The following is a 17,375-nucleotide window of genomic DNA, read 5'->3' as shown; positions in this document are numbered from 1 at the left end:
CGACCATGGCCGCACCGCTGCCGGCGGCCAGACCCCGACACTTTTTCTGATGGAGCTGTTTCACGCATGAGTACTGTGCAGCCACGCGCGCCGCTGACGCGCTTCATTGTCGGCATCTGGGACGGGATGAATTTCATCCGCCGGTTGATCCTCAATGTCCTGTTCTTCGGTCTGTTGTTCCTGTTCGCGCTGCTGGTGCTGATCGCCATCGTCGGCGGCGGCTCGCGGCAGTCGCCGCTGCTCGACCGCACCACGCTGGTCATCGCGCCCGAGGGCGCGCTGGTCGAGCAGTACAAGTCCGATCCCTTCATGCGCGCGCTGGCCGAGAACAGCGGCAGTGGCGTGGGTGAGGTGCAGCTGCGTGACATGCTGCGCGCGCTGGAAGCGGCGAAGACCGACGACCGGATCGAGCGCGTGCTGCTGCGCACCGATCGCATGACCTTCTCCGGGTACGCGTCGATGCGCGAAGTGGCGGACGCCATCAGCGAGGTGCGCGCGGCCGGCAAGCAGGTCGTCGCGTTCGGCGAGTATTTCGGCCAGCAGCAGTATCTGCTCGCCGCGCAGGCCGACGAGGTCTACCTCGATCCCGAAGGCGGCATGATGCTCGAAGGCCTCGCCGGCTACCGCCAGTACTACCGCGAGGCGCTGGCCGACAAGCTCGGCGTGGACGTACACCTGTTCAAGGTAGGCGAATACAAGTCGGCGGCCGAGCCCTACATCCTCGACGGCGCGTCGCCGGAGTCCAAGGAAGCCGACCTCTACTGGATGAACGACATCTGGCAGCGGCACATCGCCGACATCGCCAAGGTGCGCGGCACCACGCCCGAGGCGCTCAACGCCGGCGTCGACACGCTGCCGCAGGGCATCGAAGCTGCGCAGGGCGATCTCGCACAGTACGCGCTGTCGCAGAAGTTCGTCGACGGGCTGAAGACGCGTGGCGAGGTCGAAGACCTGCTGGTCGAACGTGGCGTCGCCGACGAAGACGCCGAGGGCGGGTTCCGCCAGGTGTCGATGCGCGATTTCCTCGCGCACGTGTCGCCGGCCAATTCGGCCGCGGATCGTCGCGACCAGGTCGCGGTGGTCGTGGCCGAGGGCGGCATCACCGGCGGCGAGCAGCCGCCGGGCACGATCGGTGGTGAGTCGACCTCGGCGCTGCTGCGCGAGGCGCTCGAGGACGAGCACGTGAAGTCGGTGGTGCTGCGTGTGGATTCGGGCGGCGGCGAAGTGTTCGCCTCCGAGCAGATCCGCCGCGAGGTCGATGCGCTCAAGGCGGCCGGCAAGCCGGTGGTGGTGTCGATGGGCGACGTCGCCGCGTCGGGTGGTTACTGGATCAGCATGAACGCCGATCGCATCTACGCCGATGCCTCGACGATCACCGGCTCGATCGGCATTTTCGCGCTGGTGCCGACCTTCCCGCGCACGCTGGAGAAGATCGGCGTGCGGACCGACGGTGTCGGCACGACCCCCTTCGCCGGTGCGTTCGATCTGACCCGCGACCTGCAGCCCGAGGCCGGTCAGGCGATCCAGGCGATCATCGACCGCGGCTACCGCAACTTCATCGGTAAGGTCGGCGAGGCGCGTGGTCGCAGCGCGGAGGAGATCGATACCGTCGCGCGCGGTCGCGTGTGGAGCGGCACCCAGGCACTCGATCGTGGTCTGGTCGACGAACTCGGTGGCCTGCGCACCGCGATTGCCAAGGCCGCGGAACTCGGCGGCCTGGAAGAGGGCAAGTGGCGCACGCGGTATGTCGAGAAGACTGCGACGCCGTTCGGACGTTTCCTGACCGGTTTTGTCAGCGGCCGTCTCGGCGGCGCGCTGGTCGGCCACAGCGACATCGCCCGTGGCCTGCTGGCCCGCGTGGTACCGCGTGCCGAACAGGACCTGCAGTTGCTCGAAAGCGTGATCACCCCGCAGCCGGGTCGCCCGGTCAAGGCGGTCGCGTACTGCTTCTGCGAGCTCTGACGCCGCGCAGGTTCTGAAACGCAAACGGCCCGCCAATGGCGGGCCGTTTACGTTGGTCTGTCGCAACCCGCTCAGCGGCGTACGTCGAGCCGCGCGCTGTCGACCAGTGCGTCCACGTCGGCGACGCCGACCAGATTGAAGTCGCCCGGCACGCTGTGTTTGAGCCGCGCCGCCGCAAGACCGAATGCGAGCGTGCGCGCGTCGTCCAGCCCCGACAGCACGCCATGCAGCACGCCGGCAGCGAACGCATCGCCGCCGCCGATCCGGTCGACGATGCCATCGACCGGCAGCGCATCGATGCGCTGCGCGCTGCCGTCACGACCGACCAACAGCGCACCGAGCGCATGCCGGTCGACGCTGTGCACCGTGCGCTGGGTGCAGGCGATGCGTTGCAGATGCGGGAACGCGGCGAACGCCCGTGCGGACGCCTGCAGGGTGCGCTCGGCACTGGCGTGTTCGCCGGTCTCCGATGCATCTGTGCCAAGCAGGAGATCGATGTCGCGGTGATCGATGAAGGCGATGTCGGTCTCGGCCAGCAGGCCGCGCAGCAGCGGCGCCGGGGTGTCGTTCCAGGTCGCCCACAGCTTTGGGCGGAAGTTGCCGTCGAACGAAACCGTCGTGCCGCGCGCGCGCGCGGCGCGGACCGCCGCCAGTGCCGCGTCCGCCGCATTCGGCCCCACCGCGGGCGTCACGCCGGACACGTGCAGGCAGTCGATACCGTCGAGCAGGGCCGGCCAGTCGTAGGCCTCCGGCGCGGCGCACGCGAACGCCGAATCGGCGCGGTCATAGACCACGTCGCTGGGGCGCAGTCCGGCGCCGGCGGCGAAGAAGTAGAGCCCCATGCGCCCCGGTGCGCGGATGACCCGAGAGACATCCACGCCGTGCCTGCGCAGTTCGCCAAGAGCGGCATCACCCAGCGCATTCGCGGCGACTGTGCCGGCCAGCGCGGTGTCATGGCCCAGACACGCAAGCGAGACCGCGACATTGGTTTCGGCGCCGCCAACGTGAACGTCCAGATGCCGCGATTGCAGCAGCAATTCGCGCCCCGGAGCGCCCAGACGCAGCAATAGCTCGCCAAAACAAAGAATGTGTTTGCCCATCGCGGCGGTGCCTTTTCGATCGGGCCCGGCGGGGGCGGGCGGGGTGGATGTGGCGGCGCAACATGCTTTGCAGAAGTCGCTCTGCTAGCGTTTGGCCCGCGGTGTCATTCCGGCACCGACGATCACCATAACAAGCGCGTCCATGCAGTCAAGACGCGCCGAGACCGCTTCGCACCCTGGGAGGGGAATGACATGACGCAGCTCTTCGGTACAAAAAAGACACCGGTTACCTTGCTGGCGGCGGGTATCGCACTTGCGCTGCAGGCGGTGGCCATGCCCGTCTTCGCGCAGACCGCCGGCAGCACCGCAGATGACGGTGTCGAAGAGACTGCCACCACCGGTGATGCCACGCAGCTGGAAGCCGTGCGCGTCGTCGGCTATCGCGCCAGCGTCGAGCGCGCGCTCGACATCAAGCGTGGCGAAGCAGGCGTGGTGGACGCAATCGTCGCCGAGGACATCGGCAAGTTTCCGGATCTCAATCTGGCCGAATCACTGCAGCGCATTCCGGGCGTGGTGATCACCCGTGACGCGGGCGAAGGTCGCGCAATCTCCGTTCGTGGTCTGGGCCCGGACTTCACCCGTGTGCGCATCAACGGCATGGAAGCGCTGACCACCGTCGGCGCATCCGACCAGAGTGGCGGTTCGAATCGCGGCCGCGGCTTCGACTTCAACGTGTTTGCCTCCGACCTGTTCTCGCAGTTGATTGTGCGCAAGACCGCGTCGGCGGAAGTCGAAGAAGGTTCGCTCGGTGCGACCGTCGACCTGCGTACCGCGCGCCCGTTCGACTACGACGGCCTGACCGTCGTCGCCAGCGGGCAGGCGAGCTACAGCGACATGGCCGCCAAGGCCGACCCGCGTGTCGCCGGCCTGATCGCCAACACCTGGGCTGATGGCAAGTTCGGCGCGTTGCTGTCGGTCGCCTACAGCGAGCGCCAGGCGCTGGAGGAGGGCTCGGGCAGCGGGCGCTGGGCCAACGGGCCGAGCAACGGCGGTTTCAGTCCGGATTCGCCGTACACCCCGGCGCTTTCCGCCGATACCTTTCACCCGCGCTTCCCGCGCTACACGCTGATGGAGCACGAACAGAAGCGCACGGGCGTCACCGCGTCGCTGCAGTTCAAGCCGACCGATCGCGTCGAACTCTCGCTCGATGGTCTGTACTCGAAGATCGACGCGGTGCGCGACGAGAAGTACATCGAGGCCATCTCCTTCAGTCGCAGCGGTACAGGTAAGCCGGAGACGATCGTGCGCGATGGTGTCGTCGACAGCAACGGCGCGCTCGTCTACGGCGAGTTCGACAATGTCGACATCCGCTCGGAAAACCGCCACGACGAATGGAATACGGTGTTCACGCAGTTGACACTGGATGGCAAATTCGATGTCACCGACGACTTCACGATCTCCGGCAAGATCGGCACGTCGTCATCGGAGCATGAGAATCCGATCCAGACCACGATCATCATGGACAAGAACAACGTCGACGGCTACAGCTACGACTACCGTGGCGATCACTACAAGCCGGTACTGAATTACGGCATCGATCCCACTGATCCCAACGGCTGGACGCTCGCGGAAATCCGCATCCGTCCGCAGTACGTCGAGAACTCGTTCGACACCGCCCAGCTCGATTTCAACTGGAATCTCAGCCCGGGTTTCCGCCTCAAGGGCGGCGTGCAGGCCAAGGACTACACATTCTCCACCCGCGAACTGCGTCGTTCGACGGAATCGTTGACAGGCGTGCCGACGTTTGCCGACGGCAGCTACATCGTGCCGATTGATCTGACCGGCCAGGCCAATCTCAGTGGCATCGACGGCTCGCCGGGCACGTGGGTCGTGCCGAACTACAACAGCATTGCCGAATTCTTCGACATCTACAGCAACTCTGGTGCGTTCGCGCTCAACGAGCGCGCACTCAACAGCCGCAGCGTCGAAGAGAAGGATCGTGGCATCTATCTGCAGGGCGAATTCTCGACCGATCTGGGATCGATCCCCTTCTCCGGCAACTTCGGCGTGCGCTACGTGCAGACCGAGCAGACCTCGACCGGCACGGCGACCGCCAGCGGCAGCCCGGTGGTGTCGACCGTCACGCGCGAATACAGCGACACGCTACCGTCGATGAACCTCGTGGCCGAACTGAGCCCGGACTTCCTGGTCCGGCTCGGCGCGGCCAAAGTCATGTCGCGGCCCGGTCTCGGCTTCCTGACGCCGGGCGTCACCGTCAACGTCAGCGGCGGCGCGCGCACGGTCAGCGGCGGTAACCCCGCGCTCGACCCGATCCGCGCCAACACCGTCGACCTCGGCTTCGAATGGTACTTCGACGAAGGCGCGATGCTGGGCCTGGGCCTGTTCTGGAAGGACATTGAGACCTTCGTGCAGACCACCCGTGAGGTGCGCAGCTATGCCTCCAGTGGGCTTCCGGCCAGCCTGCTCGAGGGCACCGGTGCGACCGTCAACGACGACTTCGTCTTCAGCGTGCCGCTCAACACGCCGGGCGGTGAACTGAAGGGCTTCGAAGCGAACTACACGCAGCCCTTCACGTTCCTGTCGGGTGCGTGGAGCAATTTCGGCGTGCAGCTCAACTACACCTATGTCGATTCCCAGATCCAGTACGTGCTGCCGTCGGGCGCCAGCTCGCTGGAGACCGACCTCGTCGGCCTGTCGAAGCACGCGTGGAATGCGACGCTGTACTACGAAGGTCCGGTGTTCTCGGGCCGCGTCTCGGCAACCAATCGTGACGACTATCTGCTGCAAGTACCCGGCACCGAGCAGGGATTCAATGAAGACGTGCATGGCCAGGACGGCACCACGACAATCGACGCGTCGCTGCGCTACCGGATCAGCGACCAGATCGAGTTGAGCCTCGAAGGCATCAACCTGACCAACGAGCCGTCAGCGTCGTGGGTCGGCGCGGATTCTCGTCTGCCGCTCGATTACAGCGAGACCGGTCGCCAGTATCTGCTGGGACTGCGCTACAAGTTCTGATCGTTTTGCGCGAAGAAAGAAGAAGCCGGAGCGGCGACGCTCCGGTTTTTTTTGCCCGCGATACGCGTCGCACAACGCCCACGGCATAGACACGGAATCGTGCATCCGAAAGCGCGCATCCGGTGCCGTCTTGTTGCGTTGCAAGATGTCGCGCGCGGCACGCGCTGTTAGCGTACGCGCCTCGATGACCATCGGTGTCATTCATCGAACAGAGGAGGCGCCGTGCGCGACCTCCCGCAGACAGCACACCACATTCGTTTCGGGGAGAAGCACGCAAATGGATCGTATCCGTGAATGGCGGAAGACACCGGTTACCCTGCTTGCCGCGAGCATCGCGGTCGCCTTGTCGTCGCCCGTGATGGCGCAGCAGTCCGCCGAGCAGGAACGCGCCGTCGACATGGCCGCAGTGACTGTCACCGGCTACCGCGAAAGCCTGCAGAAGTCGCTCGACGAAAAGCGCTACAGCGTCGAGCAGGTCGATGCGATCTTTGCCGAGGACATCGGCAAGTTCCCCGACCAAAATCTCGCCGAATCGCTGCAGCGCGTCGCCGGCATCTCGATCGACCGCGAAGGCGGCGAAGGCCAGCGCATCTCGGTGCGCGGTCTGGGGTCCGACTTCACCCGCGTGCGTCTCAACGGTCTGGAAGCGCTGGCCACCGCCGGTAGCGGAAGCGCCGGCGTCAACCGCTCGCGCGGGTTCGACTTCAATACCTTCGCCTCGGAGCTCTTCAGTCAGGTCAAGGTCAACAAGACCCAGTCGGCGCAGATGGACGAAGGCTCGCTGGGCTCGACGGTCGACCTGCGCGGTGCGCGTCCCTTCGATTTCGACGGCTTCCGCGCATCCGCCAGCGGTCAGCTGGGCTACAACGAGCTGTCCGAGGAGAACGACCCGCGCGTGTCGGGTCTGGTCAGCAACACCTGGGCCGATGGCCGCGTCGGCGCACTGCTGTCGGCGTCCTACAGCGAGCGCACGATCTTCGAGGAAGGCTACAACCCGGTCCGCTGGGAGCACGGCAACCACCGCAATTCCAACCAGTCGAACGCCAACAACAACGGCACCTACGGTTTCTGCTCGCCCGCTGGATACGACCCGCAAACGCCGCGTAACCCGATCGGCAACGAGTTGACAGATCCCAGCAGCAACAACGGGTATGGCACCTGGGGTATCGACGCCAACAACTGCGGCACCGGCGTTCCGCGTCCGGAAGGTTCACAGGCCAACATCGACGCTTACGAGACGGCGACAAACGCCTGGATTCCGCGTTATCCGCGCTACATCCGCACCAAGCACGAGATCGAGCGGCTCGGCGTCACTGCCGCACTGCAGTTCCGGGTCAGTGACGACACCCTGCTGAGCTTCGACGCGATGTACTCCAAGCTCGACAAGGACCAGCGCGAAGACTCGCTGGGCGCGAACCTGCACCGCACCGGCAATCTCGGTGGCAAGACCCAGATCGTCGTGCGCGAGGCCCAGGTCGACGACCGCAATCGCCTGCAGTACGGCGTGTTCGACAACGTCGACTTCCGCACAGAATCGAGCCAGATCGAGGAGTCCACCGAGTTCAAGCAGTTCAGCCTGCAGCTTGAACATCGTTTCAACGATGCCGTGCGCCTCGACGCCACGATCGGTCACTCGACGTCTGACTATTCGCGTCCGGTGTTCTCGATGGTCAGCTTCGACAACTCAAATCTCGACGGCTTCGTGCTCGACATGCGCGACAACCCGAACATGCCCAGCATGACGTTCCCGTTCGACGCCAGTGACCCGAACGCCTGGTCCTGGCTCGGCTACGGCAGCGTGCCGGTCAACAGCAACGGCACCGCGCGCGGCGGCAACATCAGCGAAGTGCGGCTCAATCCGAACTACGTCGAGAACGCGTTCGATACCGCGAAGGTCGATCTGTCGTTCGACCTCAACCCGACCTTCACCTTCCGCACGGGCCTGGCGTACAAGGACTACGACATGCGCAGCGAGGAGTACCGGCACATCAGCTACGGACGCCTGCCGCAGGCGCTGCCCGACGGCATCGATGTCGGTGACCTCAGCACCACGCTCGACGGCTTCGGCAAGAACCTGTCGGGCAATGTGCCCGGCTCGTGGCTGATTCCGGATTTCGACAGGATTTCGGAACTGCTCAACATCAACAGCAATGCCGACAACGGCGTGCTGGGCGGCGACTACCGGCTGGCCGGCATCGGCCACTTCGGTTCGTCGAACAACAACTTCGCCGTCAACGAGCGCACGATGGCGACGTATGCCCAGCTCGACTTCAACACCGATCTTCTGGGTCGCGCGTTGCGCGGCAATGTCGGCGCGCGCCTAGTCAAGACCCAGATCACCGCCTCGGGCTGGGCGCCATGCCCGGCAGGCAACGAGGCCAACTGCCAGAGCTTTCTCGGCGTCGCGAGCGCGACCTCGGATCCCGGCGAACGCCTGCTGATCGAAAGCGTGGTCAACCACAACTACACAGACGTGCTGCCCTCGTTGAACCTGTCCTGGGACGTCGCCGACAGCGTCGTCGTCCGCTTCGGCGCGGCCAAGACGATGGCGCGTCCGACGCTGACCTACATGTCGCCAAGCGTCAGCGGTGGGCCGTCCAACTTCTTCGACGACGGCCGCTACTACTCGATCAACCTCGGCAATCCGAAGCTCGATCCGTTCCGCTCGACCAACTACGACCTCAGCGCCGAGTGGTACTTCGGTGAGGGCGCGCTGTTGTCGGCGGCGGTTTTCTACAAGGACATCGACAGCTACGTGCAGCGCACGCGTCTGTTGAGCAACTGGGCGGATCTCGGCTACTCGCTGGATCTGCTGCCGCCGGGTTTCACCGCCGACACGATCTTCAACGTCCAGAGCTACTACAACACGCCGGGTGGCCCGCTGAAGGGCTGGGAGCTGGGCTACCAGCAGCCCTTCACGTTCCTGTCGGGTTTCTGGTCGAACTTCGGTGTGCAGATGAACTACACGCACGTCGATTCCGACATCGAGTATTTCTTCAGCACCGCTGCCAACAGCAACACCACGATTGTCACCAATGTCACCGACAACCAGCTGGTCAACCTGTCGCCCAATTCCTACAACGCCACGCTGTATTACGACGACGGCAAGTTCAGCGCACGCGTTTCCACCAGCTACCGCGATGGCTACATCGGCGAGGTGCTGAGCCAGGAGAATGTCTACGACCTCGACGGCAACGAGTTCGCGACCGCCGACGTGACCGGAAAGCGCAGCGTGCGCAATGTGGACTTCAACATGTCCTACGCGGTGACCGACAAGCTGAGTCTGACGCTCGAGGCGATCAACCTGCTCGATACCGAGGACCAGCGCTACGTCGACTCCGACCTCATGCTGCCCGACCGCTACACCACGACCGGTCGCCAGTACTACGTCGGTGCCCGCTATCGCTTCTGAGGCCTCCCTGCGTCGCCCGCTGCCGTCGCTCCGGCGACGGTGGCGGGGGCGTGTCTGCCTCGCACTGTCATTGCTGATGCTCGCGCCCGCCGCCACAGCCGCGCGCGTGTTCGATGTCGGGACCGGTGACACTGCGTTCGCCAGTGTCCAGGCTGCCGTCGATGCGGCCGTCGCGGGTGGTGATGCCGCGACGATCCGGATCGCGGCCGGCACCTGGCGCGGTGTCGTCGACGTGCCGCCGGGCGCACCCGCGTTGCGGTTCATCGGCGCGGGCGCGGCGCACACCCGCATCGTCCACGATCACCACGCCAGCCGGATCGACCCGCGCACCGGTCAAGGTTTCGGCACCTACGGCTCGGCGACGATGTTCGTGCGCGCCGATGACTTCCACGCTGAAAAACTGACGATCGCCAACGACGCCGGCCCGGTCGGGCAGGCGGTTGCGCTGGTCGTCGACGGCACGCGCGCGTCCTTCGACGACGTGCATCTGCTCGGTCATCAGGACACGCTGTACCTGCGCAATGCCGGCACGCGGGTGTGGTTCCGCGACTGTCGCATCGAAGGGACAGTCGATTATGTGTTCGGCGCGGCGACTGCCTTGTTCGAACGATGCGTGCTGCATTCGGTTGGCGATGGCTACGTCACCGCGCCGTCGACACCGGCGGACCAGGCCCAAGGCTTTGTGTTCCGCGACTGCACGCTGACCGCTGCGACCGGTGTGAGTCGCGTGTATCTCGGACGCCCATGGCGACCGCATGGCGCCACGCGCTTCGAACATTGCCGCATCGACGCGCCGGTGCCGGCCGCGGGTTGGGATGACTGGGGCAAGCCTGACAACCAGACCACCGCACGCTTCGCCGAGCACGACAACACCGGCTCCGGCAGTGCACTCGACGGCCGCGTGCCGTGGCTGCGCGACAGCGCTGCAGGACCCGATACCGCCACGCTGATGCAGGACTGGAGGCCGTTCGAATGAGACGTTCGATGCGTGCGTTGCAGTGCGCCGTGCTGCTGGCGGGCCTCGTCGCGGGCACCGCCGCATTCGCTGCCGGGGCGGATCCGGTCGCCGAGCGCATGTTGCAGGCGCAGACCGCGTCGGGTGGCTGGCCCAAGCATCTCGACGGCAAAGCGATCGACTACGCGAAGCCGTTCGATACCGCCGCGAGCGCCGCACTCGCGCAGAGCGATCGCGTCGACGACGCGACGATCGACAACGACGCGACCACGCGGGAGATTCTGCATCTGGTGGACGCCTGGCGCGCGCACGGCGAAGACCGCTATCGCGACGCGGCAGTGCGTGGTGTCGATTATCTGCTCGCTGCGCAGTACGCAAACGGCGGCTGGCCGCAGTTCCATCCCGACCGGTCCGGCTATCGCGGCCAGGTCACGTTCAACGACGACGCGATGACCCAGGTCGTCGACCTGTTGCAGGACATCGCCGAGGGCAAGGGTGCAGTCGCGGCATTGCAGCCGCTGCGCGGTGACGCCGCGGCGGGCGCGGTCGAACGCGCGATCGCGCTCATCCTCGACCTGCAGGTGCAGATCGATGGCGTGCCGACGATCTGGGCGGCGCAGTACGACGAGACCACGCTGCAGCCGGCGACCGCGCGTAGCTACGAGTTGCCGTCGCTGGCGAGCGCGGAATCGGTCGCGATCGTGCGCCTGCTGATGCGACAACCGCCGTCGCCGCGTGTCGTCGACGCGATCGAGAACGCAGCGGCGTGGTTCGAGGCGCACGACCTGGAAAACACCGCGATCGAGCGCATCGGGCGCGACGGATCGCGTCCGCGCGATGTCCGCCTCGTCGCGCAAGCGGGCGCGACGGTCTGGGCGCGCTTCTACGATCTGCAGCGGCAACGGCCGTTGCTGGTCAATCGTGGCGGCGCGGTGGTCGCGTCGCTGGCTGACATGTCGGACGAACGCCGCACCGGCTACGCCTGGTACGGCGTCTGGCCACAGGTGCTGCTTGAAAAGGATCTACCCCAGTGGCGCCGGCGCCATGCGCTGCAAGGCCGTCAGGCCGACAATCCGTAATTCACGCGTCGGCTCCGGCCGACGCGTCGCTGTCGAGGAGAATGATTTGAACCAGATGTCGAAGCGGGTCCTGGCCGTTGCCTGTGCGCTGGGTCTGTCCGCCGTTGTCCATGCGGACGACACGCCCCGCCTGCTGTTCCACGTGTCGGCCGACCAGGATTTCGTCGCCGATACCGCGGCGGGCGATCCGGTACCGAACTTCAAGGACAAGGTGCGTCTGGTCGATGACGGCGTCCGCGGGCGCGCGATCGAGTGGGACGACGACGGTGTGCTGTCATGGAACGCCCCCGGCAACATCGACGCCGCGCGCGGCACGCTGAGCTTCTTCTGGCGTTCGCGCGATCCGGTCGGCGAGGCGCCGTTCGTGATCTTCCGCGTCGGTTATGCCGACCACTCCAGCTGGGACATGGCGTGGATGCGCATCGACTGGAACGGCGAAGGCTTCGATGCCTTCGTCACCGACGCCAACCTGTCGCGCTCGCGCGTGTCGTTCCGCATGGACACGCCGCCGGCCGCCGATGCCTGGACCCACATCGCGTTCGCCTGGGACGAGACCGTCGGCGTGCGTCTGTATATCGACGGCCGCGAAGTCGCGCGCGAGGAACGTCCCGCGAACCAGCAGGCGGGCTTCGACTTCGACGCCGGACTGGACCAGTTCGGCCTGGCCGCGCGCATCCTTGCGCCGCACCAGGTACAGAGCCGTTATAACTTCCTGCGCGGCAGCGATTTCGACGACATCCGCGTGCACGACCGCATGCTCGATGCCAGCGGCGTGCAGGCCGTGCGCGGCTTCCGCGCACCGTCCGCCGCCGTCGCGCCGAACGATCGCCATGCCGCGTGGCTGTTCCGCCACGGCTGGGGAAACGGTGCCGCGCCGCCGGTGCTCGATGCGCCGGTGACGTCGATCCGCAAGGTCGAGTTCGCCGATACCAAGGATCTCAAGCAGTGGATGTGGAAAGCCACCGACGGCATCTCCGAAACCACATGGCCGGGCGTCTACAACCGCTCGCGGCTGCGCGGGCGTGACGACTACTTCCAGCTGCCCGACTGGGACACCTATGTCGATGGCGGCAAGGCGCTGGATCTGACCCTGCCCGACGAGCCGGTCAACCGGGTCGAGATCCGTGGCGCCGCCTACGGCGAAGCGACCTACGGCGCCGATGCCGACGCGCTGCAGCCGTTGTTCGCGCGACCGCAGGGCGTGGTGCGCAGCGTCGACAGTTTCGAGACGAAGCAGGGCGGGCATCTGCGCTTCGCCAACACCGCGCAGGAAACCCCGATCCAGGAGATCTGGGCCTACCACGTCAGCGATGCCGCCGAGCCGGAAGGCTCGGTCAAGCAGGCTTACACGATCCGCAGCAACGCCGAGATCGACTACACCAACCTCGCCGACCTGCGCGGGTTCATCGAAGGCCGCTACGCGCCGGAAGAGCGCAGCATGGTGCTGGCACTGCCCGGCCGCGCGGCGTTCCGCGAACGGCAGACAGCGCCGGTCCGCGATGCGGTGCAGCCCATCGTGCACGTGCTGGTGCCGTCGGGCATCGGCAACGCGCCGGCCGCGCAACCGCTGATCCGCAGCTGGGCGCACAGTTGGGAAAACATGTACGACGGGCTCGACGGCATCGCCATCGACATTCCCGCACTGGATCTGCCGGCGACGCACAGCGTCGACGGCGTGGCGGTCATTCCGCTCAACATCCGCATCAAGGATCCGATCTGGCCGGCACGCGACATGATCGACGTGTCGGTCTCGGTGACGCCGGGCGAGAAGCGCACGCTGTGGCTGGACCTGCGTGACCGCATCCTCACCGACGACAGCCTGTGGATCAGCATCGCCTCGGCGGCGCCCGGCTTCGATGGCGCCGCACTCGACGGCGCCGAAGTGCGCATGGTCTACAAGCCGCGCGAGCAGGCGATTGCCGAGCACGTCACGGATCGCTTCAACCAGGTGCGCGACAACTGGGGTTTCCTGGTCGAGGAACACACCACGTCCAAGCGCCAGCGCCTCTACCAGCGCGTGCATGCCGACATCAGCGATCTGCTGCGGGTGGATCCCGGTCATGAACTCGGCCGGCGCTACTGGAACTACATGAGCTACAACAGCCAGGGCCTGCCGCCGTTCGAGCAGCCGCAAGCGCCGGCCGGCGTGCCGCTATGGGCGTTCCGCCAGCTCGAGGATCTCAAGGCCGTGCGCCGCTTCATCGAATGGTGGATCGACGAGCGCCAGGTCGAATTCGGCGATTTCGGCGGCGGCATTTCCGACGACAGCGATCTGTCGCAGCAGTGGCCGGGCCTGGCGCTGATGGGCGTGATGCCGGACAAGCTCAACGCCTCGATCACCGCGCTCGCTGATGCCGCCTACGAGAACGACATGTTCGTCGGCGGCCTGTCGACGATCGAGACCGACGAGCTGCATGCCTACGAGGAAGGCATCAACACCAATAGCGCGATGTATCTGCTCAACTGGGGCGACCCGCTGACGATGACGCGCCTGATGGAGACCGTGCGCGATCTCGACGAGAAGATCGTGCTGCGCAACCCGCAGGGCCACGTGCTGTTCTCGAGCAACTGGTTCGGCGGCAACAAGGTCTATCGCGAGCCGCGCTGGCAGTGGCAGAAACCGTACTCGTTCCCGGTGCTGCATCCGGCGTTCCTGCTCGGCGTGTTCAATGCCGACCCGACCAGCCGCGCGATGATCACCGGCCTCGCCGATGGCTATCTCGCCCACGCCTATACCGACGACAAGGGCGCCTGGCAGCTGCCGAACGAGATCAACTGGGCGACCGGCGAGCGCCGCGGCGGCGATCTGTTCGACGGCTCCGGCGGCGCGGACACGATGCATCTGTACTGGGCCGCGTGGCGCTGGACGGGTGACGACAAATACCTGCAGCCGTTGCAGTACCGCGTGGACCGCAGCGGTCCAGCGGGCCTGTCGAATCTGGCCGAGAACTACGTCGACGTGCTCGGCAAGCGCGAGGACTGGGGTACGCGTCTGCAGCAGTCGGCGGACAAGGGCGACACCGGCGTGCAGAGCGTGTTCGCCTGGCAGCAGACAGGCGACAAGGCCTACCTCGAAGCCCTGCATGCCGACGGCATCCAGGCCAAGGCGATGCGCGAATACATGAACACCGAAGGCCACTGGTGGTCGGACCGCGTCGATGCGCCCAGCGAGTTCCTGCAGCGTGCGCGCCTCGGTGGTCTGGCCCTGCGTCGCAATACCACGTATCCCGGCCACACGGTGAGCTGGCGCTTCACGGATGACGCGCAGGCCGAAACGGTCGCGTTGCTGGTGTCGGCGCCGTCGCGCGAGGCGTTCAAGGTGATCGCGCACAACACCGGCGCGCGCACCGCCAACGCGGCGATGACCGGCTGGAACGTCGCGCCCGGCCGCTGGCGCATCACCAGTGGTGTGGACCGCAACGGCGACGAGACCATCGACGGCCGCGCGCAGACGCGCGAGGTGATGCTGGAATCGAGCGCATCGGTGGAGCTGGCGTTCGCGTCCGGCCAGACGCAGGTGTTCGAGTTCGAACTGATCGAAGCCGGCACGCCGGTCGAGATGCGCGCGGATATCGGTATCGGTCGTGGCGACGTGCGCGCGGTCGACGGGGCGGTCGAAGTGACCGTACACAGCCTCGGTCATGCCGATGCGCCGGGTGGCGTCGCGATCCTCGAGGACGCGCGGGGCCGCGAGCTCGCCCGCGCCGACATTCCCGCACTCGAAGCGCCACGCGATCTGCGCCCGCGCAACGCGACGCTGCGTCTCGAGCACGCAGCCGGTGTCGATCCGCGCGGCGGACGCGTGCGCATCGCGCTGCCGGGCGATAGCGAGGAAGTGACGCGACTCAACAACATCGCCGAGGTGCGTTGATGCGGGCGGCCCGCGGTCTTCGGGCCGCGCTGCTGGCGGGCGCGATCGCCGGTGCCTGCGCGGCGCCGGCCATCGCCCAGCCGCCGATGGCGCCCGGCGTGTGGAGTCCGGACCAGGGCGACGGCACTTACGCCAATCCGATCCTGGCCGGCGACTACTCCGATCCGGACATCGTCCGGGTCGGCGAGGATTACTACCTCACCGCATCGAGTTTCGCGAACGTGCCCGGCCTGCCGGTGCTGCATTCGCGCGACCTGGTGAACTGGACGCTGATCGGCCATGCGCTGACCCGCCTGCCACAGGCGCACCACGATGTGCCGCGTCGCGGCGGGGGCGTGTGGGCACCGGCGATCCGCCATCACGACGGCCTGTTCCGCATCTTCTGGGGGGACCCGGATTTCGGCATCTACACCGTGACCGCGACCGATCCGGCCGGGCCGTGGAGCGATCCGATTCTGGTCGACAATCCCGGCGGCGCGATCGATCCGGCGCCGTTCTGGGATGACGACGGCCAGGGCTGGATCGTCTATTCGTATGCGAAATCACGCTCGGGCAAGATCAATCTCGTCGCGCTCAAGCGCCTCGATGCCAGCGGCACGCGCGCGGTCGGCGAGGAACGCGTCATCGTCGACGGCGACACGCTGGCGCAGGTCGGGACCTCGGACGGGCCGAAAACCTGGGTCGTCATCGAAGGCGGCAAGCTCTACAAGCGCGACGGCTGGTACTGGCTGTTTGCGCCGTCGGGCGGAGTCAAGGGCGGCTGGCAGGGCGTCTTCCGCGCGCGCGAGATCGCCGGGCCCTACGAGGCGCGCAACGTGCTCGACCAGGGCGACACGCCGGTCAACGGTCCGCACCAGGGCGGCTGGGTCGACACACCGCAGGGCGAACACTGGTTCGTGCATTTCTCCGATGCGGATTCGTACGGGCGCCGCGTCCATCTGCAGCCGATGACCTGGAACGACGACGGCTGGCCGCTGATCGGTACGCCGCAGCCGGGCACGCATCGTGGACAACCGGTGCTGAAGCATGCCAAGCCGGCGTTGCCGCCGCAGATGGCGGGTGCGCCAGTCGTCGACGACAGCTTCGACGACGGCTTTCATCTGGGCTGGCAGTGGCAATCGAACCCGGCGAGCGACTGGCACGATGCATCGGCCAAAGGAGTGCTGCGGCTGAAGTCGGCGTCGTCGCCTGCCAATCTGTGGGAAGCCGGGCACGTGCTGTCGCAGAAGCTGCCGGGCATGACCTTCAGCGCGACGACGACGCTGGACTTCGCACCGGTCGCGCTCGGCGAGCGCGCGGGCCTGACGCTGTTCGGCGCGGCCTACGGCTGGATCGGACTCGAGCACACCGCGGACGGCGTGCGCCTCGTGCAGGTCACGCGTGAGGACGCGGCGGGCCAGGGCGAAGCGCGCAGTGTCACTGCCGATGTCGCGATCGACGGGCCTGTGCATCTGCGCGTCGATGTCGGGCCAGTCGAGGTTGCAGTCGCGCCGCCGTCGGATCCCACGCGTTACTGGCCGTCGATGGAGCGCGCGTATCACGCGCGCGCACAGTTCCACTACAGCCTCGACGGCGACACCTGGACCGCGCTCGGCACACCCGTGGATGTCCTGCCTGGTCGCTGGGTGGGATCGCAACTGGGCCTGTTCGCGCAGAGTCCGGCCGGCACGCCGTCGTTCACCGCGACACGGGTCGGGTACGCGGACTTCGACGACTTCGAGGTCCGCTAGGGATCAGGCGCGCAGAGGCGACCGCCCGGGCCTGTAGGCGCGCGCTCGCGCGCGATGGGGCGTTGCCGGTGAGGCTCTGTTCGCGCGCGAGCGCGCGCCTACAGCGAGTGGGATCGGCAGCCGACGTGTGTCCTGCGCCTACGGCTGCATTGCGCGCGCCTCTCGCGATGTGGCATCCCGGTCTGCCTGATGCACACGGTCATGCAGACACTCAATGCGGTGCAGGTCGGGCGCGCGACACGGCCGCAATCGGCATCCGTAGGAGCGCGCTTGCGCGCGATGCGGCG

General features: G+C 66.6%; 8 protein-coding genes. 7 read left to right on the top strand and 1 reads right to left on the bottom strand.

Features of this window, described 5'->3' with window-relative positions; all coding sequences use genetic code 11:
• The first annotated feature begins 66 nt into the window (after window positions 1–66).
• Window positions 67–1,962 (top strand): signal peptide peptidase SppA, encoded by a 1,896-nt coding sequence (gene sppA, locus J2W68_RS15230; protein WP_310237438.1) that lies wholly within the window; start codon window positions 67–69, stop codon window positions 1,960–1,962.
• A gap of 71 nt (window positions 1,963–2,033) precedes the next feature.
• Here the strand turns inward: sppA and J2W68_RS15225 are convergent, their stop codons facing one another.
• Window positions 2,034–3,062, bottom strand: a complete 1,029-nt coding sequence (locus J2W68_RS15225; RefSeq protein WP_310237435.1) for a sugar kinase — start codon at window positions 3,060–3,062, stop codon at window positions 2,034–2,036.
• A 192-nt stretch (window positions 3,063–3,254) separates the two neighbouring features.
• Here J2W68_RS15225 and J2W68_RS15220 point away from each other — a divergent pair, with 192 nt between their 5' ends.
• The 6 genes from J2W68_RS15220 (at window position 3,255) to J2W68_RS15195 (ending at window position 17,088) form a co-directional block, all read left to right on the top strand.
• On the top strand, window positions 3,255–6,041 hold the full coding sequence (locus tag J2W68_RS15220) for a TonB-dependent receptor (RefSeq protein WP_310237429.1): 2,787 nt from the start codon (window positions 3,255–3,257) through the stop codon (window positions 6,039–6,041).
• 277 nt (window positions 6,042–6,318) lie between these two features.
• Entirely contained in the window at window positions 6,319–9,453 is a 3,135-nt protein-coding gene (locus J2W68_RS15215; protein WP_310237427.1) for a TonB-dependent receptor, read from the top strand.
• 76 nt (window positions 9,454–9,529) lie between these two features.
• Window positions 9,530–10,429 carry a pectinesterase family protein gene (locus J2W68_RS15210; protein WP_310237424.1) on the top strand — a complete coding sequence of 300 codons (900 nt, stop codon included), beginning with the start codon at window positions 9,530–9,532 and terminating at the stop codon, window positions 10,427–10,429.
• Complete coding sequence (gene pelA / locus J2W68_RS15205) at window positions 10,426–11,487, top strand: pectate lyase (RefSeq protein WP_310237420.1); 1,062 nt, start codon at window positions 10,426–10,428, stop codon at window positions 11,485–11,487. The genes J2W68_RS15210 and pelA overlap by 4 nt, the downstream gene beginning before the upstream one ends.
• A 55-nt stretch (window positions 11,488–11,542) precedes the next feature.
• Entirely contained in the window at window positions 11,543–15,358 is a 3,816-nt protein-coding gene (locus tag J2W68_RS15200; protein WP_310237540.1) for a LamG-like jellyroll fold domain-containing protein, read from the top strand.
• Window positions 15,358–17,088 (top strand): glycoside hydrolase family 43 protein, encoded by a 1,731-nt coding sequence (locus J2W68_RS15195; RefSeq protein WP_310237417.1) that lies wholly within the window; start codon window positions 15,358–15,360, stop codon window positions 17,086–17,088. Before J2W68_RS15200 ends, J2W68_RS15195 begins: the two co-directional genes overlap by 1 nt.
• The last annotated feature ends 287 nt before the right edge of the window (window positions 17,089–17,375 follow it).

Source organism: Luteimonas terrae (assembly GCF_031457535.1).
In the GTDB taxonomy this organism is placed as follows: domain Bacteria; phylum Pseudomonadota; class Gammaproteobacteria; order Xanthomonadales; family Xanthomonadaceae; genus Luteimonas; species Luteimonas terrae_A.
The sequence above is the reverse complement of the archived record's forward strand: the minus strand, read 5'-3'. Positions and strand labels throughout refer to the sequence as shown.

Coding starts and splice junctions, on each gene's coding strand:
- sppA (WP_310237438.1), top strand. CDS start 67: ATGAGTACTGTGCAGCCACGCGCGCCGCTGACGCGCTTCATTGTCGGC.
- J2W68_RS15225 (WP_310237435.1), bottom strand. CDS start 3,062: ATGGGCAAACACATTCTTTGTTTTGGCGAGCTATTGCTGCGTCTGGGC.
- J2W68_RS15200 (WP_310237540.1), top strand. CDS start 11,543: ATGTCGAAGCGGGTCCTGGCCGTTGCCTGTGCGCTGGGTCTGTCCGCC.
- J2W68_RS15210 (WP_310237424.1), top strand. CDS start 9,530: ATGCTCGCGCCCGCCGCCACAGCCGCGCGCGTGTTCGATGTCGGGACC.
- J2W68_RS15195 (WP_310237417.1), top strand. CDS start 15,358: ATGCGGGCGGCCCGCGGTCTTCGGGCCGCGCTGCTGGCGGGCGCGATC.
- J2W68_RS15215 (WP_310237427.1), top strand. CDS start 6,319: ATGGATCGTATCCGTGAATGGCGGAAGACACCGGTTACCCTGCTTGCC.
- J2W68_RS15220 (WP_310237429.1), top strand. CDS start 3,255: ATGACGCAGCTCTTCGGTACAAAAAAGACACCGGTTACCTTGCTGGCG.
- pelA (WP_310237420.1), top strand. CDS start 10,426: ATGAGACGTTCGATGCGTGCGTTGCAGTGCGCCGTGCTGCTGGCGGGC.